General features: G+C 73.9%; 17 protein-coding genes. 10 read left to right on the top strand and 7 right to left on the bottom strand.

Annotated features, from left to right (window positions below):
- Positions 1 to 28 precede the first annotated feature (28 nt).
- The 3 genes from GA0070564_RS04255 to GA0070564_RS28750 form a co-directional block, all read right to left on the bottom strand.
- Positions 29 to 1,063 (bottom strand): 2-oxoacid:ferredoxin oxidoreductase subunit beta, encoded by a 1,035-nt coding sequence (locus tag GA0070564_RS04255; protein WP_091602703.1) that lies wholly within the window; start codon positions 1,061 to 1,063, stop codon positions 29 to 31.
- Positions 1,056 to 2,903, bottom strand: a complete 1,848-nt coding sequence (locus GA0070564_RS04250) for a 2-oxoacid:acceptor oxidoreductase subunit alpha (protein WP_091602700.1) — start codon at positions 2,901 to 2,903, stop codon at positions 1,056 to 1,058. The genes GA0070564_RS04255 and GA0070564_RS04250 overlap by 8 nt, the downstream gene beginning before the upstream one ends.
- Before the next feature lie 247 nt (positions 2,904 to 3,150).
- The gene (locus GA0070564_RS28750) at positions 3,151 to 4,698 is read right to left on the bottom strand and encodes a hypothetical protein (protein ID WP_141714695.1); all 1,548 of its coding nucleotides are present in this window, start codon (positions 4,696 to 4,698) and stop codon (positions 3,151 to 3,153) included.
- A 131-nt stretch (positions 4,699 to 4,829) separates the two neighbouring features.
- Here GA0070564_RS28750 and GA0070564_RS04235 point away from each other — a divergent pair, with 131 nt between their 5' ends.
- A complete protein-coding gene (locus GA0070564_RS04235; protein ID WP_088969640.1) occupies positions 4,830 to 5,207 on the top strand; it encodes an NADH-quinone oxidoreductase subunit A in 378 nt (125 codons plus the stop codon).
- 21 nt (positions 5,208 to 5,228) lie between these two features.
- Here GA0070564_RS04235 and folP read toward each other — a convergent pair whose 3' ends face one another.
- Positions 5,229 to 6,098, bottom strand: coding sequence for a dihydropteroate synthase (gene folP / locus GA0070564_RS04230; protein WP_091602694.1), 870 nt, complete (start codon positions 6,096 to 6,098; stop codon positions 5,229 to 5,231).
- Between the two features lie 164 nt (positions 6,099 to 6,262).
- On the opposite strand from folP, the gene GA0070564_RS04225 reads away from it, so the two are divergent.
- From GA0070564_RS04225 to GA0070564_RS04205, 5 genes are all read left to right on the top strand, one after another.
- A complete protein-coding gene (locus GA0070564_RS04225) occupies positions 6,263 to 7,018 on the top strand; it encodes a DivIVA domain-containing protein (protein ID WP_091602691.1) in 756 nt (251 codons plus the stop codon).
- Positions 7,015 to 7,512 (top strand): SRPBCC family protein, encoded by a 498-nt coding sequence (locus tag GA0070564_RS04220; protein WP_091602688.1) that lies wholly within the window; start codon positions 7,015 to 7,017, stop codon positions 7,510 to 7,512. The genes GA0070564_RS04225 and GA0070564_RS04220 overlap by 4 nt, the downstream gene beginning before the upstream one ends.
- A 67-nt stretch (positions 7,513 to 7,579) precedes the next feature.
- A complete protein-coding gene (locus tag GA0070564_RS04215; protein WP_091604539.1) occupies positions 7,580 to 8,164 on the top strand; it encodes a DNA-3-methyladenine glycosylase I in 585 nt (194 codons plus the stop codon).
- A 64-nt stretch (positions 8,165 to 8,228) separates the two neighbouring features.
- Positions 8,229 to 8,864 (top strand): hypothetical protein, encoded by a 636-nt coding sequence (locus tag GA0070564_RS04210; protein WP_091602686.1) that lies wholly within the window; start codon positions 8,229 to 8,231, stop codon positions 8,862 to 8,864.
- 70 nt (positions 8,865 to 8,934) lie between these two features.
- The gene (locus tag GA0070564_RS04205; RefSeq protein WP_091602683.1) at positions 8,935 to 9,687 is read left to right on the top strand and encodes an SDR family NAD(P)-dependent oxidoreductase; all 753 of its coding nucleotides are present in this window, start codon (positions 8,935 to 8,937) and stop codon (positions 9,685 to 9,687) included.
- Positions 9,688 to 9,782: 95 nt separating this feature from the next.
- On the opposite strand, the gene GA0070564_RS04200 is transcribed toward GA0070564_RS04205, so the two are convergent.
- Both GA0070564_RS04200 and GA0070564_RS04195 read right to left on the bottom strand, forming a co-directional pair.
- The gene (locus tag GA0070564_RS04200) at positions 9,783 to 10,574 is read right to left on the bottom strand and encodes an enoyl-CoA hydratase/isomerase family protein (RefSeq protein ID WP_091602680.1); all 792 of its coding nucleotides are present in this window, start codon (positions 10,572 to 10,574) and stop codon (positions 9,783 to 9,785) included.
- On the bottom strand, positions 10,571 to 11,395 hold the full coding sequence (locus GA0070564_RS04195; protein ID WP_091602677.1) for a PaaX family transcriptional regulator: 825 nt from the start codon (positions 11,393 to 11,395) through the stop codon (positions 10,571 to 10,573). Before GA0070564_RS04195 ends, GA0070564_RS04200 begins: the two co-directional genes overlap by 4 nt.
- A 189-nt stretch (positions 11,396 to 11,584) precedes the next feature.
- On the opposite strand from GA0070564_RS04195, the gene GA0070564_RS04190 reads away from it, so the two are divergent.
- Together GA0070564_RS04190 and GA0070564_RS04185 are read left to right on the top strand one after the other, a co-directional pair.
- Complete coding sequence (locus GA0070564_RS04190; protein ID WP_007455245.1) at positions 11,585 to 11,752, top strand: DUF3117 domain-containing protein; 168 nt, start codon at positions 11,585 to 11,587, stop codon at positions 11,750 to 11,752.
- Between the two features lie 148 nt (positions 11,753 to 11,900).
- Entirely contained in the window at positions 11,901 to 13,370 is a 1,470-nt protein-coding gene (locus GA0070564_RS04185; RefSeq protein WP_091602674.1) for a leucyl aminopeptidase family protein, read from the top strand.
- 31 nt (positions 13,371 to 13,401) lie between these two features.
- On the opposite strand, the gene GA0070564_RS04180 is transcribed toward GA0070564_RS04185, so the two are convergent.
- Positions 13,402 to 14,022: an O-methyltransferase gene (locus GA0070564_RS04180; RefSeq protein ID WP_091602671.1), complete on the bottom strand. Its 621-nt coding sequence runs from the start codon at positions 14,020 to 14,022 to the stop codon at positions 13,402 to 13,404.
- A 326-nt stretch (positions 14,023 to 14,348) separates the two neighbouring features.
- Here GA0070564_RS04180 and GA0070564_RS04175 point away from each other — a divergent pair, with 326 nt between their 5' ends.
- Both GA0070564_RS04175 and GA0070564_RS04170 read left to right on the top strand, forming a co-directional pair.
- Positions 14,349 to 15,608 (top strand): S1C family serine protease, encoded by a 1,260-nt coding sequence (locus tag GA0070564_RS04175; RefSeq protein WP_425412403.1) that lies wholly within the window; start codon positions 14,349 to 14,351, stop codon positions 15,606 to 15,608.
- A 72-nt stretch (positions 15,609 to 15,680) separates the two neighbouring features.
- Positions 15,681 to 16,124 (top strand): twin-arginine translocase TatA/TatE family subunit, encoded by a 444-nt coding sequence (locus tag GA0070564_RS04170; RefSeq protein WP_091602665.1) that lies wholly within the window; start codon positions 15,681 to 15,683, stop codon positions 16,122 to 16,124.
- Positions 16,125 to 16,261: the final 137 nt, after the last annotated feature.

Below are 16,261 nucleotides of genomic sequence, written 5' to 3'. Positions count from 1 at the left end.
GGCCGCCTTCGTCGTGTCGCGGTGGGCCCTAGAGGATCGTCCAGGTGTCGCCGCTGCCGAGCAGGGCGGCGAGCTGCCGCTCCGGGGTCTCGGTGACGGTCGCCCGGGCCGTGGCGACCTGCTCCTGCACCACCCGGTCGTAGGACGGGCGGCCCACCGACCGGAACACGCCGATCGGGGTGTTGCGCAGGTCCAGCCCGGGCAGCCGGGACAGCGCGAAGGCGTACGCCGGGTCGGTGACCGTCGCGTCGTGCACGACGATCTCCTCCGCCGGGGTGGCCGCCGTCTCGCGGACCTCCAGGCCGAAGCCGCCCGGCGGGTGGACGACGCAGAACTGCCCGTCCTTGCCGAAGGTGATCGGCTGCCCGTGCTCCAGCCGGATCAGGAAGTCGTCCCGGGTCGCCGGCTCCTTGAGCTGGTCGAAGGCGCCGTCGTTGAAGATGTTGCAGTTCTGGTAGATCTCCACGAACGCCGAGCCCTCGTGCTGGGCGGCGGCCCGCAGCACCGACTGGAGGTGCTTGCGGTCGCTGTCGATGGTGCGGGCGACGAAGGTGGCCTCCGCGCCCAGCGCCAGCGAGAGCGGGTTGAAGGGTGCGTCCGCCGAGCCGACCGGTGTCGACTTGGTGATCTTGCCGACCTCGGAGGTCGGGGAATACTGCCCCTTGGTCAGACCGTAGATCCGGTTGTTGAACAGCAGGATCTTCAGGTTGACGTTGCGGCGCAGCGCGTGGATCAGGTGGTTGCCGCCGATGGAGAGGGCGTCACCGTCGCCGGTCACCACCCAGACCGACAGGTCCGGCCGGGACACCGACAGGCCGGTGGCGATCGCCGGGGCGCGGCCGTGGATCGAGTGCATCCCGTACGTGTTCATGTAGTACGGGAAGCGCGACGAGCAGCCGATCCCGGAGATGAAGACCGTGTTCTCCCGGGGGATGTTCAGCTCCGGCATGAACTGCTGGACGGCGGCCAGGATCGCGTAGTCGCCGCAGCCGGGGCACCAGCGCACCTCCTGGTCGGACTTGAAGTCCTTGGCGGTGAGCTTGAGGGCGATGGGCTCAGACATTCTTCAGGACCTCTTCCAGCATCGTCTCCAGCTCGGCGGCCGTGAACGGCAGACCGCGGACCTGGTTGTAGCCGATCGCGTCGACCAGGTACTTCGCCCGGATCACGTGGGCGAGCTGGCCGAGGTTCATCTCGGGGATGACGACCCGGTCGTAGGAGCGCAGCACCTCGCCGAGGTTGGCCGGCATCGGCGCCAGGTGCCGCAGGTGCGCCTGGGCGACCGAGAGCCCGCGCTGGCGCAGCCCACGGCAGGCCGCCCCGATCGGGCCGTACGTGGAGCCCCAACCGAGCACCAGCACCCGGGCGTCGCCGTCCGGGTCCTCCACCTCGACGTCCGGCACCGGGATCGTCTCGATCCGGGCCGCCCGGGTGCGGACCATGAAGTCGTGGTTCGCCGGGTCGTACGAGATGTCGCCGGTCTTGTCGGCCTTCTCCAGGCCGCCGATCCGGTGCTCCAGCCCCGGGGTGCCCGGGACGGCCCACGGCCGGGCCAGCGTCTCCGGGTCGCGCAGGTAGGGCAGGAAGGTGGTGCCGTCCTCGCCGTTGGGCGCGGTCGCGAACTCGACCCGCAGGTCGGGCAGGCTCTCCACGTCGGGCAGCAGCCACGGCTCGGAGCCGTTGGCGACGTAGTTGTCCGACAGCAGGATCACCGGGGTGCGGTAGGTCAGCGCGATCCGGGCCGCCTCCAGGGCCGCGTGGAAGCAGTCCGACGGCGACTTCGGGGCGATCACCGCGACCGGAGCCTCACCGTGCCGGCCGTGCAGCGCCATGTTCAGGTCGGCCTGCTCGGTCTTGGTCGGCATGCCGGTGGACGGCCCGGCCCGCTGCACGTCGACGATGACCAGCGGCAACTCCAGCGCCACCGCGAGGGAGATCGTCTCGCTCTTGAGCGCCACGCCGGGGCCGCTGGTGGTGGTCACGCCGAGCGAGCCGCCGTACGAGGCGCCCAGGGCGGCGCCGACCGCGGCGATCTCGTCCTCGGCCTGCATGGTGACCACGCCGAACCTCTTGTGCTTGCTCAGCTCGTGCAGGATGTCCGACGCCGGGGTGATCGGGTAGGCGCCCAGGAAGACCGGCAGGCCGGAGCGCACCCCGGCGGCCACCAGGCCGAGCGAGAGCGCCTGGTTGCCGGTGATGTTCCGGTAGGTGCCCGGGTGCATCTTGGCCGGCTTGACCTCGTACCGGACGGCGAAGTCCTCGGTGGTCTCGCCGAAGTTCCAGCCGGCCTTGAAGGCGGCGATGTTCGCGGCGACCAGCTCCGGCCGGGCGGCGAACTTGCGCTCCAGGAAGCGCAGGGTCGAGGCGTACGGCCGGGAGTACATCCAGGAGAGCAGGCCGAGGGCGAACATGTTCTTGGCCCGCTCGGCGTCCTTCTTGGACACGTCCTGGTCGGCGAGGGCGCCGATGGTCATCGAGGTCAGCGCCACCGGGTGGACCACGTAGCCGGCGAGCGAGTCGTCGTCCAGCGGGCTGGTCTGGTAGCCGACCTTGGCCAGGTTGCGGCGGGTGAACTCGTCGGTGTTGACGATGATGTCGGCCCCGCGCGGCAGGTCGGCCAGGTTGGCCTTGAGCGCGGCCGGGTTCATCGCCACCAGCACGTTCGGCGCGTCGCCGGGGGTGAGGATGTCGTAGTCGGCGAAGTGCACCTGGAAGCTCGACACGCCCGGCAGGGTGCCGGCGGGGGCGCGGATCTCGGCCGGGAAGTTCGGCAACGTGGAGATGTCGTTGCCGAGCTGCGCGGTCTCCGAGGTGAACCGGTCGCCGGTCAACTGCATGCCGTCGCCGGAGTCACCGGCGAACCGGATGACCACCCGGTCCAGTTGACGGATCTGCTTGGTCACTGTGCCACCTTCGCGTGCCCGGTCACGAGCCCTCCCTGACGCGCCGCTGCGCCCGGTTCACCAGAATGACTGGGCCGGCTCGCTTCGATTCTGCTTCAGAGCCTACGTCGAACGGTCTGGGCGACTCCCCAGGAGGCCCGAGGACCGAGACATGATTGCGCGGGTATTTGTCGGATTATGTGTGGATTGGAACCGGCCGCCGTAATTCAGATCACCGGGGCTCCGTCGGCGGCCGGTCAGCGCGGTGTCAGTCGGTGGCCGCCGAGGCGGTCTCGGCCGGCGGGTCGGTGAACCGCCGACGCAGCGAGGTGGTGGCCAACCCGAGGGCCAGCGCCACCAGCAGCGCGGAGACCGCGATCAGCGCCAGCGCGGTCTGCTGGCCGGAGAGCCCCTCGTCGCCGCCGCCCCGCTGGCCCGCCGCGGCGAGCACGCCCTGCGACCCGGTCGGAGTCGGGGTCGCCACCGGCGGGGTGGCCAGGGCCGCCGCCGCGGTGATCCGGAAGCTCATCTGCATCTGCCGGCTCCGCCCGTTGCGCGGGTCCAGCTGGCCGGCGACCGCGCCGGCCAGCGGGCTGAGCCGCTGCGCCTGCGGCGTCGCGGCCACGGTGAGCCGCAACTCGGTCCCGCTGCCGGCGGCCACCGTCCCGGTGTCGCACCGGGTACGCCCCGACCCCGCGTCCACGCAGCCCGTCGGCAGCGTCGGCACGGTCACCCCGGCCGGCAGGGTGACCTCGATCCGGCCCCGGGCGTCGGCCTTGCCGGTGTTGCCCAGTCGCACCGTCAGGACGGTCGGTTCGCCGCTGATGTCGAAGACCGGCGGGTCGGCGTGCAGCGAGATGCCGGGCACCGGCGGGCCGGGCGGAAAGAGCACCGCGAAGCCCTCGTCGTCGACGGACGTGCCGTTGACCGAGGGCGCCCGCGCGACGACCCGTACGGCGCCGCTGAGCGGCATCGAACGCCAGGCGTCGCCGCGGACCCGGACCCGGATCAGGGCGCTGAACCGGGCGCCGGGGGCGGTCGTCCACTCGCCGCAGCGGTAGCCGCCGTCGGCCGGGGCGCAACCCGGCGTACCGGCGTCGGTCAGGCCGGCCGGCAGCTTGTAGCCCAGGCGGATCTGCTCGGTCACGGTGCCGGTGTTGGCCACCGTGACCCGCAGGCTGGTCACCGTCCGGTCGGCGTTCCAGTAGGCCGGGGTGAGCACCACGTCGCCGGTGGTCACCGCGACGCCGACCTGCCCCTGCGGCTGCTGGCCCGGGGCGGCCGGCGGGGCGGCCGGCGCCGCCGGGGGCACGCCGGGAGCCGCGGGCGGCGCACCGGGGACCGCGGGCGGCAGGGCCGGGACCGCGGGCGGGACGGCCGGCGGCGGGGCCGGGGCCTTGACGGTGGGGGAGGTGGTGGCCGGCGCGGGGACGCCCGGGGCCGGAGCGGTCGTGGTGCTGGCCGGCGCCGGGGCGGTGGTCGTCGTGGTGGGCGCCGGGGCCGGCGCGGTGGTCTCCGGGGGCGCGCTCACCGTGGGCGGGGCCGTGGTCGGGTCCGGCGCGCTCGTGGTGGTGGTCGGCTCGGGATCGCTCGTGGTGGTGGTCGGCTCGGGCACCGGGTCCGTGGCGGGGTCGGTGGCCACCTCAGCCGGGTCGGTGGCGGCGGTCACGACGCCGGTCACGGTCGGCGCGGCCGTCGCCCAGCCGGGCGCCGCCGCGGCTGCGGCCAGCACACCGGCGGCGAGGGCCGCCGCCAGCAGCGGCGCGGTGCGCCGACCACCGGCCCGGGCGACCGGGCGTACGTCCACGCGGGCCATCTGTCCTCCGTGACTCTGGGTGAGCTTTCTATGTTCGTCAAAGCTTGCCCTGCGGCACTAGTCCCTATCGGGAAACAAATCCGTAACGTGTCCGGATCGGTGTGCGGTCCGGCACGGTAGGCTGACCGATCGTGACCGGTTACCTGGGCTCTTACGCGACGCTCGGGCTGCTGTTGCTCGCCAGCGTCCTCTTCTTCGTTACGGCGTTCTCAGCCAACCGGTTGTTACGTCCTGCCCGTCCGGCTGACCCCGCCGGCAAGCGGGCGACGTACGAATGCGGCCTCGATCCGGTCGGCGGCGACTGGGCGCAGGTCCAGATCCGTTACTACGTGTATGCGTTCTTCTACGTCTTGTTCGCGGTGGAGGCGGTCTTCCTCTTCCCCTGGGCGGTGGTCTTCGACCGGCCCGGGTTCGGGCTGGTGACCGTCGTCGAGATGGGGATCTTCGTCGGCGTGCTCGCGCTCGGCATCCTCTACGCCTGGCGCCGCAACGTCCTGCGCTGGACCTGACCGGGCTTCCCGGCCGGCCGCTCAGGCCAGGCCGCGGCGGGTCACCGCCGGCGGCCGGTCGCCCCGGATCGAGGCCACCATGTCGAGCACCCGTCGGGTCGGCGCGACCTGGTGGGCGCGGAACACCTGGGCGCCCAGCCAGGCCGAGATCGCGGTCGCGGCGAGGGTGCCCTCCAACCGCTCGGCCACCGGCAGGTCCAGCGTCTCGCCGACGAAGTCCTTGTTGGAGAGCGCGACCAGCAGCGGCCACCCGGTTCCGGCGAGCTCGTCGAGCCGGTGGGTGATCTCCAACGAGTGCCGGGTGTTCTTGCCGAAGTCGTGCGCCGGGTCGATCAGGATCCCGTCCGGGCGTACGCCGAGGGAGACCGCGCGCTCGGCGAGCCCGGTCACCGTCGTGACCACGTCGGCCACCACGTCGTCGAAGGCGGCCCGGTGCGGCCGGGTCCTCGGCGGCAGCCCGCCCGCGTGCGAACAGACCAGCCCGGCACCGGTCTCGGCCGCCACCCGGGCGAGCGCCGGGTCGGCCCCGGACCAGGTGTCGTTGAGCAGGTCCGCGCCGGCCGCGACGGCCTCCACCGCGACCTCGGCCCGCCAGGTGTCGATCGAGATCACCACGTCGGGGAAGGCGGCCCGGACGGCGGCGATGGTGTCCACCGTCCGCCGGATCTCCTCGGCCGCGTCGACCTCGTCGCCCGGCCCGGCCTTGACCCCGCCGATGTCGATGATCGCCGCGCCCTCGGTGACCGCCCGGTCTACCGCGCGCAGGGCGCTGTCCGCGGCGAAGGTCGCCCCCCGGTCGAAGAACGAGTCCGGGGTGCGGTTGACGATCGCCATCACCACCAGCTCGCCCGGTGGGAACGTCCGCCCACCGAGCCGAAGCGCGCCGGCCATCCCGCCTCCTGCCGTCCCGTCCGTCGTCGACCGGGTCGCCGGCCGCCCCCGACGCTAACCGGTCGGTCGTCGGCCGGCAGCGCCGGAGCGCCCGTCGCCACGGCGCGCCGATCGGTACGGGTGGTGGGGTCGCTCCGGGCCGGTCCGCATGCCACGATCTCTGCATGGGTCACGTTCTGCTCCTCCTGGTCGTCGCGCTGACCGTCGCGGCGGTGGTGTTCGGGGTGACCGTGCTGGTCTCCGGCCGCGATCCCGGCCTGGCGCCGGCCGAGCCGGACGGGCGCGCGGTCCCGCTGCCGGCCGCCCGGCCGCTGCGCGAGTCGGACGTCGGTGCGGTCCGGTTCGACACCGCCGCCCGTGGCTACCGGATGGCGCAGGTCGACCAGGCGCTGCGCCGGGTGGCGTACGACATCGGCTACAAGTCCGAGCTGATCGATGTGCTGGAGGCCGAGGTCAAGGCCCTGCGCGAGGGGCGGACCGCCGAGGCCGACGCGCTGCGCCGGGCCCGCGAGCAGGCCGCCGCCGTGGCCCCGACCGCGCCGTCGAGCCCGGACCCGGACGGACCGGTCGCCGGGGAGCCCGTGTTCACGGCGGGCGGGGACCGCTCGGTGACGGTCGCCGCCGCCGACCCGGTCACGGTCCCGCCACCCACCGCGCCCTCCGTCGACCGTTCCGACGCGGATCCGGCCCGGGACGCCGAGCCGCCCGTGCTGAGGGACGCCGAGCCGCCCGTGCTGCGGGACGCGGCAGCGCCGGTGGAGGCCGCCGGGGAGTCGACCGGGGAGTCGGAGACGGCGGCTCCCGGGCACCGGGAGACCGGGTCGGCCGCAACTCTGGACGGGCCGGCGACCGGAGCTCCGGAGGTCGACCTCGACGGCACCGCGCGGTCCGGCGCGGCGGTCCGGTCGGAGTCCCGATGACCGGGCCCCAGGACGCGGACGACCTGCGCGAGGCCGCCCAGCCCGGCGCCGGCGAGGTGACCGCCACCGTGATCGTGAACGCTCCCGCCGAGCGGGTCTTCGCCGCGCTCACCGCCTGGGAGCGACAGTCGGACTGGATCCCGTTCACCACCGTCCGGGTGGTCGAGGGCGACGGTGGCGAGGGCAGCCTGGTCGAGGCGGTCACCGCGCTCGGCCCGGCGGCGCTGCGCGACGAGATGCGGGTGGTCCGGGTGGACGCCCCGTACGAGGTGGGTGTGGTGCACTGCGGCAGGCTGCTGCGCGGCCCCGGCGTGCTGCGCTGCACCCCGATGGACCGGGACCGCACCCAGGTGGTCTGGCACGAGTGGTTCCACCTGCCGGGCGGGTCGGCCGGCCGGGTCGCCTGGCCGCTGCTCTGGCCCGGTTCCAAGTTCAGCCTCACCCAGGCGCTGAAGAAGTTCGGCCGGCTGGTGGAGCAGGGCCGGCTGCCCTGACCGCACCGGCGGGCCGGGTTCCGCAGCACCCGTCCGGCTGTCGGTGGGCCCGCCTACCGTGGACGACGTGACTGACCTGGTGACCGGCGCGGACGGGCTGCCCCGCTGCGCCTGGGGGGCGAGCACCCCCGACTACGCCGCCTACCACGACGACGAGTGGGGCCGGCCGCTGCACGGCGACGACGCCCTCTACGAGCGGCTGACCCTGGAGGCGTTCCAGTCCGGGCTGTCCTGGCTGACCATCCTGCGCAAGCGGCCGGCGTTCCGGCTGGCGTTCGACGAGTTCCGGATCGAGACGGTCGCCGGCTACGGGGAGGCGGACGTGGCCCGGCTGCTCGCCGACGCCGGCATCGTCCGCAACCGGGCCAAGATCGAGGCGGCGCTGGCGAACGCCCGGGCCGCGCTGGAGCTGCCCGACGGGCTCTCCGCGCTGCTCTGGTCGTACGCGTCACCGGCCCGGGGCGCCCGGCCGGGGTCGTTCGCCTCAGTGCCGGCGCTGACCCCGGAGTCCACCGCGATGGCCAAGGCGCTCAAGAAGCGCGGCTTCCGCTTCGTCGGCCCGACCACCGCGTACGCGCTGATGCAGGCGACCGGGATGGTCGACGACCACCTCGCCGGCTGCCACGTGCCGCCGACCTCGGCACGGACGTGACGCGGGTGGCCCCCGCGGTGGCGTGCCGGGTCGGTGGGCGGCCCGACGTGATGGGATGGCAGGCATGACCGACACCGACCAGCGGGTCACCACCACGACCGACACCGACGGCAGCCCCGCGCCCGGCCCGGGTGCCTGGGCCGTGCTGCTGCCCCCGGGCCGGTACGACGCGGAGCGGCTCGTCCACCACGACGCGCTGGAGCTGACCGGCCTGGGTCAGGCGGTCCTGCCGCGCCCCGGTGACCGGGTCGCGGTGCTCGCCGACGCGCCACCCCGGCTGGTGGCGCTGGGCCGGGTCTCCCCGGCGACCGGTGACCGGCAGGACGCCCCGGAGGACCCGGAGTCCGAGCCGGGGCCGGTCGAGCTGGTGGTGACGTACACCCGGCGGTCCTTCGACGCGCCCGTGCCGGTCGACGGGCTGGCCCTGGCCGGGCCGGTCACCGCGCTGGAGGACGCCGCCTGGCGGGAGCTGGCCGACCGGCTGGGTCCGCCGCCGCGGCGCCGGTCCTGGCTGGTCAGCCTGGATCTGCCGATCGAGGCGGCCTCCCCGGCCGAGGCGGTCGGCCTGTTCTGGTCGTACGTGCAGGAGCTGGGCCCCCGCGAGCTGCCCGCCTTCGTCTCCCCGTCCGGTGACGAGCTGGCCATGCAGGCGTTCGTGCTGGGCGAGGCGGCCAACCAGGATCCCGAAGAGGACGACTGAGCCCCGGTTCCCCGGGTTACGGTGCGGATGACGGCCGGCACCGGTCGCCGGCCGCGCACGAGGGGGATCCATGCGGTTCCAGGACAAGGTCGCGTTCGTCACCGGTGGCGCCTCCGGGCTCGGCGCCGCCGCCGCCCGGCGCTTCGCCGCCGAGGGCGCCAAGGTGGTGATCGCCGACATCAACCGCGACGGTGCGGCGCAGGTCGCGGCGGAGCTGCCGGACGCCCTGGCGGTCACCATGGACACCGGTGAGGCCGTCTCGGTGGAGCAGGGCATCGCCGACGCGATGCAGCGCTACGGCCGGCTGGACGTGATCTTCAACAACGCCGGCATCGACGGGCAGCAGCAGCCGCTGCACGAGATGGACGTCGAGAACTGGGAACGGGTCCGCCGGATCAACGGCGACGGCGTCTTCTTCGTCCTGAGGTACGGCATCGAGGCGATGCTGCGCCATGGCGGGGGCGCGATCGTGAACACCTCGTCGACGACCGCGCTGGCCGCCCAGGAGAACATCTCCCCGTACACCTTCACCAAGGCCGGGATCGTCGGCCTGACCCGTTCGGCGGCGATCGAGTACGCGGCCCGCGGCATCCGGGTCAACGCGGTCGCCCCCACGGTGGTGATGACCCCGCTGGTGGAGCACTTCATCGACACCGCGCCCGACCCGGGTCAGATGCGCCGCCAGATGGAGTCGTTCAATCCGAAGCCCGGGATTCCCACCCCCGACGACGTGGCCGGTGTGGTCCTCTTCCTCGCCTCCGACGACGCCGCCTGGATCACCGGCCACACCATCCCGGTCGACGGCGGCTACGTCGCCCGCTGACCCGTCGAGACCCGCTCGACCACGCGGAAGATGCTGCCTCACCCGCTCGGGAGGCAGCATCTTCCGTGCGGTTGTCGGGCCGGTCCCGACGGGCGTCAGCGGCCCTCGAAGGTGGGCTTCTGCTTGTTGACGAAGGACATCGTGGCGGCCCTGTGGTCGGCGGTGCCGCCGCAGATCGCCTGGGCCTGGGCCTCGGCGGCCAGGGCGTCGGCGAGGGTGCCGGCGTCGGCGATGGAGAGCTGCCGCTTGATCGCCCCGTACGCGACGGTCGGGCCGGCGGCGAGCCGGGCGGCCAGCTCCTGCGCGGTGGGCAGCACCTGCTCGTCGTCGTCGACCAGCGTGTTGAGCAGGCCCAGCCGGCAGGCCTCCTCGGCCGGCACCGGCTCGGCGAGCATCAGCAGCTCGACGGCCTTGGCGTGGCCGACCAGCCTGGGCAGCGTCCACGAGGCGCCGGTGTCGGCGGCCAGGCCCACCCCGGCGAACGCCATCAGGAAGCGGGTCTTCGGCCCGCCGATCCGGAAGTCGGCGAGGAAGGCCAGCGAGGCGCCCGCGCCGGCGGCCATGCCCCGGACGGCGGCGACGACCGGCTTCGGCAGGCTCGCCAGCCGGGCCGCGATCGGGTTGTAGTGCGCGGAGACGGTGTCCAGCGGGTTGGCCGTGGCCGACTGGAGGGTCTGCACGTGCTCACGCAGGTCCTGTCCCGCGCTGAACGAGCCGCCGGCGCCGGTCAGCACCACCGCCCGGCAGGAGCGGTCGGTCTCCAGCTCGGCCAGGACGTCCCGCAGAGCCTCCTTGAGCGCCACGTCGAGGGAGTTCATCGCCGTGGGGCGGTTGAGGGTCAGGGTCACCACGGCGTCGGTGCGGTCGACGAGCAGCGGCTCGGTCACGGTCTGGCAACTTTCTGTCGGGCGGTGCGGTTGGCGGCGTCGAGGCACTGCTCGACGTACCGGTCGGCGGCCGGCCGGAGCCGGGCCGCGTGCCGGTCGAAGAAACTGGCCGCGGCGGTGCCGGGCCAGCGCTCCGGGAGCAGCGCCGGGGGCAGCTGCGGGTCCCGGAAGAGGAAGGTACGCCACGCGTGCACCAGCCGGAACCGGGCCGCGTACGCCTCCTCGTCGCTGCTGCGCACGGTCACCGCGGAGAGCAGCGGGCGCTGCTCGGCGACGAAGCGTTCGTACGCCTGGCCGATCTCGGTGAGGTCCCAGGCCCGCCGGACGACGCCCATCGCCCCCGCCGTGCCGGCGTGGTGGGCGGCGGTGAACCGTTCGTACGGCACGCCGGCCTCGGAGAGGAGCAGGTCGACGTCCTCGGCCGGACGGGTGGCCACCCAGGTCTGCTCGTCGAGGGTGCCGTAGCCGAGGAAGCTCAGGTTGGCGGCGAGCCGCTGCCGCTCCCGGCGGGTGGTCGGGGCCTGGAGGACCAGGAGGTCGAACCGGCCGTCCCAGCTGACCCGGCCGGTGCGGTAGATCCGGGCGGCCGCCTCGTCGAGTCGCCGGGCGGCTTTCGGTGTGATCGAATATCCCGGTCCGGAGGCCAACCGGAGGGGATCGAGCCAACCCTGGCGGACCATCCGGGAAACGGCTGTGCGTACCGCCGGAGGGGCGATCCCGAGCGGCGACAGCAGCTTGACCAGGGCGGCGACCGGTGCCCGGCCACCCCTCGGCCGGAGGTGGTCGCCGTACAGGTCGAAGAGTGCCGACCGTGCCTGCATGACCGCACATTGTGACAGGCCTTCTCAAGATAAGCTAGATGCTGTTACATCAATGCTGCTTCGGTTTGGGTCCGGCGGTGTTCATCAGGGAAAATCGTTGGTCGACACCCCCGCGAAGGCTGCGGCGGTTATGGCGAAGAGGCTGTGGGGCAACCCACCGACCCTGGTGTAGGTCTGAGGGGAGACAACATGGCGGCGATGAAGCCGCGGACGGGCGACGGTCCGCTGGAAGTCACCAAGGAGGGCCGCGGCATCGTCATGCGGGTCCCGCTGGAGGGTGGTGGCCGGCTCGTCGTCGAGATGACTCCCGACGAGGCCAACGCACTCGGTGACGCACTGAAGGCAGCTGCCGGCTGATCGACGGCCGGCCCGGGCGGCAGCGTCGCCCGGAACCGTTCCGTCAATCCCTGAGCCACCGGCGACGCCGGTGGCTCAGGGCCTTCGCACATCCGTTGCGGGGCCGTCCGGCGCCCGCTCCACGATCTTTTCGGAGGTACGGTCCAGCGTGCTGGCGATCCGTCTGGTAACCGGGCCCGACCGGCTCGACACCCTCGTCCTGCCCGTCCGACCGGGCGGGCCGGCCGACGGCGACGCTCCGGCCGTGCTGGTGCCGACCCCGTCGGCGCTCCCCGACGACGTGCTGGCCGAGGCCGCCACGCTGATCCCCGCCGCCCGGCTGACCGGGCGACCCGGCGAGACCCGGGAGCACCTGCGTCCCACCTCCACCCCGCAGCGGCTGCTGCTGCTCGGCGTCGGCGACGGCGACGAGGCCGGCTGGCGGACCGCCGGCGCGGCGCTGGCTCGCGCCGCCCGGGCCGAGAACCGGCTCGTCGTGGCGCTGCCCGCGGGTGACCCGGCCGCGGTCCGCGGGCTGGTCGAGGGGTTGCTGCTCGGGTCGTACCGGTTCCGGCTGACCGAGGCCGGCGAGGCGCCCGCGCTGCGCGACGTGGACCTGCTGGTGGCCGACGTCGAGGCGTACCGGCCGGTGCTCGAGGTGGCCCGGACGACGGCCGAGATGACCCGGCTGGCCCGGGACCTGACCAACATGCCCTCCTCGACCAAGGACCCGGAGTGGTTCGCCGCCCAGGTCGAGTCCGCCTCGGCCGGCACGCCCGACCTGCACCTGCGGGTGCGGGAACCGGACGAGCTGGCGGCCGAGGGCTTCGGCGGGATCCTGGCGGTCGGCAACGGCTCGGCCAGCGGCCCCCGCCTGGTCGAGCTGGACTGGCGACCGGCCGACGCGCGTACCCATGTGGTCCTGGTCGGCAAGGGCATCACCTTCGACACCGGCGGCATCTCGATCAAGCCGCGGGACGCCATGAAGCTGATGCGCAAGGACATGGCCGGCGCCGCCGCCGTGCTGGCCGCCACCCTCGGCGCGGCCGTCCTGAAGCTGCCGGTACGCGTCACCACGCTCACCCCGCTGGCCGAGAACATGGTCAGCGGCTCCGCCTTCCGTCCCGGCGACGTGATCCGGCACTACGGCGGGCTGACCAGCGAGAGCACCAACTCCGACGCCGAGGGCCGGCTGGTCCTCGCCGACGCCCTCGCGTACGCCGTCGCCGAGCTGCGCCCGGACCTGCTGGTGGACCTGGCCACCCTGACCGGGGCGAACGCGGTGGCGCTCGGCAAGCGCACCGGCGCGCTCTACAGCGACAACGACGAGCTGGCCGACCAGCTGCTGACCGCGATCGCCGCGGCGGGCGAGTCGGCCTGGCGGATGCCGCTGCCGGCGGACTACGTCGAGCACCTCGGCAGCGACCTGGCCGACCTGCACAGCTCCCCGGCCGCCGGGGCCGGTTCGGTGACCGCCGCGCTCTTCCTCCGCGAGTTCACCGGCGACCTGCGGGACCGTTGGGTGCACGTGGACATGTCCGCCCCGTCCTGGGCCGAGGGCGACGCCGCCGAGCTGACCAAGGGCGCCACCGGGTGGGGCGTGCGCGGCCTGCTCCGCTGGCTCGCCACCCTCAGCTGACCCACCCGGCCCGCGGCGGGCCAGCGGTGGGTCAGCACCTCACGGCGGCGAGCAGGCCGTGGCCCACCGGGAGCAGGGCCGGCACCCAGTGCTCGGACTCCCGGATCGCCTTGATCGTCTCGCGCAGGGTCACCGTCTCGACGTCCCGGGCGGCCGGGTCACCGATCCGGCCGCCGGCCAGCGCGCCGTTGAGGGCGAGCACGCCCCCGGGCCGCAGCAGGCGCAACGCGGCGTCGACGCAGGCGGTGAAGCCGGTCACCTCCGCGTCCACGAAGACCAGGTCGTACGCGCCGTCGGCGAGCCGGGGCAGGACGTCCAGCGCCCGCCCGGTGATGATCCGGGTACGGCCGGACGGGAAACCGGCCTCCACGAGGATCCGGCGGGCGATCCGTTGGTGCTCCACCTCGACGTCGATGGTGGTGAGCACCCCGTCGGCGCGCATGCCGCGCAGCAGCCAGACGCCGCTGACGCCGGTGCCGGTGCCGATCTCCACCACCGCCCGGGCGTTGCCGGCGGCGGCGAGCAGCCGCAGCGCGGCCCCGGCGCCCGGGGTGACCGCGTCGACGCCGACCTCCCGGGCCAGGCTGCGGGCGGTGCGCAGCACCAGGTCCTCGGTGACGTACGACTCGGCGAACTGCAGCGCCTGGGCCATCGAGCTGCCGGAATTGGCGACCGTGGCGATGGGACACCTCCGGACGGCGGGAGAGTGGTGCGAGGGGCGGGTTGGCGGTATGAGCGTAGAGCGGGCGTCGCGGGCGTGCAGCCGCGCGTCCGCCGTCGACGATCACGGCGGGCAACCGGTGACTCCACTCGGGGCATTCGTGCAATCCTGGATGCGGTATCCCGCGGTCGCGGCCGGGCCGGCTCCGTCCGGCGCCGTGACGTACGGGATCCGGGACGGACTGGGAGGGCACCGACGTGACCGACGGCTGGGACTGGCGCCGGCCCGGGGGAGATCCGGCATCGGCGGGACAGCCGGTGCCCGGGGGGCCGCCGGCCGGTGCGCCGACGGCGCTGGGCGCCGGGGGCGACGCGACTTCACCGTGGTGGTCCGACGCGCTGGCCGACCCGTGGCGGGACCCGTACGCCCCGACCGCGGTGCTGCTGCCGGCGCCGCCCCCGAGCGGTTCGGCGGAGCCGGAGCCGGTGACCGACCCCGACGCCCCGCGTCCGTCGCACCTGCGGCAGGCGCTGGTCATCCCGTTGGTCGCCGCGCTGCTGGCCGGCGCCCTCGGCGGGGCGCTGGGCTACGCCTTCGCGGTCCGGGCCGGTGCCGGCGCGGCGGTGACCCTGGGCGCCCCGGCCCCGGCGCCCGCCCTGGCCCAGCGCAAGCCGGAGTCGCTGGCCGGAGTCGCCGAACGGGTGCTGCCCAGCGTGGTGACCGTCCGGGTGACCAGCCTCGGCGGCACCAGTGAGGGTTCCGGCTTCATCGCCAGCGCCGACGGTCACGTCATCACGAACGACCACGTGGTCTCCGGTGGTGTCGGCAAGGCGTCGGTGATCTTCAACGACGGCAGCTCGGCGCCGGCCACCGTGGTGGGGCAGGACCCGGAGTCGGACATCGCTGTGATCAAGGTCTCCCGCCGCGGTCTCAAGCCGGTCGAGTTCGGCGACTCCGACGCGCTGGCCGTCGGCGACCCGGTGCTCGCCATCGGCTCGCCGCTCTCCCTGGCCAACACGGTCACCGCCGGCATCGTCAGCGCCCTCGACCGCACCATGCAGGCCGGTGAGCCGGGCGGGCCGACCCGCTACTACGCGGCGATCCAGACCGACGCGGCGGTCAACCACGGCAACTCGGGCGGGCCGCTGGTCGACGGGGCCGGACGGGTGGTCGGCGTGAACTCGACGATCAAGTCGCTGGTCGCCGACGGGCAGGAGGCCGGCAACATCGGCCTCGCCTTCGCCATCCCGATCAACCAGGCCAAGCGGATCACCCAGGACATCATCGGCACCGGCAGGGCCCGCCGTACGGTGATCGGCGCCCAGGTCGGCGGACCCGGCGTCGGCAGCGGCGACGGCGTACGCCTGGCGGCGGTCGAGCCGTCCGGGCCGGCGGCCGGGGCGGGCCTGCGGGCCGGCGACGTGATCCTGCGGCTCAACGGCCGCCCGATGAGCGAGCCGACCGACCTGATCGCCCTGGTCCGCAAGTTCGCGCCGGGCTCCGTGGTGACCGTCGAGTACCGGCGCGGTTCGTCGAAGCAGAACGCCTCGGTGACGCTCGCCGCAGATGCCAAGTGAGCACCCCTCACCCCTTGCCCTGGAGCCGTCTCACGTGCGTAGTCTTTCCCTGACGCGGACGAGGAGGCCCAGGTGCTCGACAACCTGAACTGGTGGGAGATCGGTGCGCTGCTGCTCCTGGCGCTGCTGATCTTCGGTGACCGGCTGCCCCAGGTGATCAGCGACGGGCTGCGGATGGTGCGCAACCTGCGCAACATGGCCCAGAACGCCACCGGTGACCTGAGCCGCGAGCTGGGCACCGACATCCAGTTGCAGGACCTGCACCCGAAGGCGTTCATCCGCAAGCACCTCCTCAGCGAAGAGGACGAGCAGGCGCTCCGCAAGCCGTTGCAGGGGGTCTACGACAACCTCCGCGCCGACGTGACCGGCGTGCACAACGACCTCAAGGACGTGGCCGCCGCCGCCGACATCCGGTCCCCCAACGGTCGCGGCCCGGCCACCCCGGCCGCCGGCGGCGTCCCGGCCGCCCCGGCGCCTGCCCCCCGCTCGCACGCGTACGACGACGACGCCACCTGAGCCCCGCGCGGATCTCGTCGCAGCGGAATGATGCCGCTGAGGTATCACGCTCGCAGAGCTTTCCTCGGCCAGCGTCGCGCCGATCGGTCGTCACCCCCGCCGAACCAGCTGGCGAGTCCGTGAGCCGAAGGAACCTG

This window comes from Micromonospora mirobrigensis (assembly GCF_900091555.1).
In the GTDB taxonomy this organism is placed as follows: Bacteria; Actinomycetota; Actinomycetes; order Mycobacteriales; family Micromonosporaceae; genus Micromonospora; species Micromonospora mirobrigensis.
This window is presented reverse-complemented; position numbering and strand designations above follow the sequence as displayed.

Coding starts and splice junctions, on each gene's coding strand:
- GA0070564_RS04255 (WP_091602703.1), bottom strand. CDS start 1,063: ATGTCTGAGCCCATCGCCCTCAAGCTCACCGCCAAGGACTTCAAGTCC.
- GA0070564_RS04195 (WP_091602677.1), bottom strand. CDS start 11,395: ATGCAGGCACGGTCGGCACTCTTCGACCTGTACGGCGACCACCTCCGG.
- folP (WP_091602694.1), bottom strand. CDS start 6,098: ATGGCCGGCGCGCTTCGGCTCGGTGGGCGGACGTTCCCACCGGGCGAG.
- GA0070564_RS04205 (WP_091602683.1), top strand. CDS start 8,935: ATGCGGTTCCAGGACAAGGTCGCGTTCGTCACCGGTGGCGCCTCCGGG.
- GA0070564_RS04225 (WP_091602691.1), top strand. CDS start 6,263: ATGGGTCACGTTCTGCTCCTCCTGGTCGTCGCGCTGACCGTCGCGGCG.
- GA0070564_RS04180 (WP_091602671.1), bottom strand. CDS start 14,022: ATGGCCCAGGCGCTGCAGTTCGCCGAGTCGTACGTCACCGAGGACCTG.
- GA0070564_RS04190 (WP_007455245.1), top strand. CDS start 11,585: ATGGCGGCGATGAAGCCGCGGACGGGCGACGGTCCGCTGGAAGTCACC.
- GA0070564_RS04220 (WP_091602688.1), top strand. CDS start 7,015: ATGACCGGGCCCCAGGACGCGGACGACCTGCGCGAGGCCGCCCAGCCC.
- GA0070564_RS04210 (WP_091602686.1), top strand. CDS start 8,229: ATGACCGACACCGACCAGCGGGTCACCACCACGACCGACACCGACGGC.
- GA0070564_RS28750 (WP_141714695.1), bottom strand. CDS start 4,698: ATGGCCCGCGTGGACGTACGCCCGGTCGCCCGGGCCGGTGGTCGGCGC.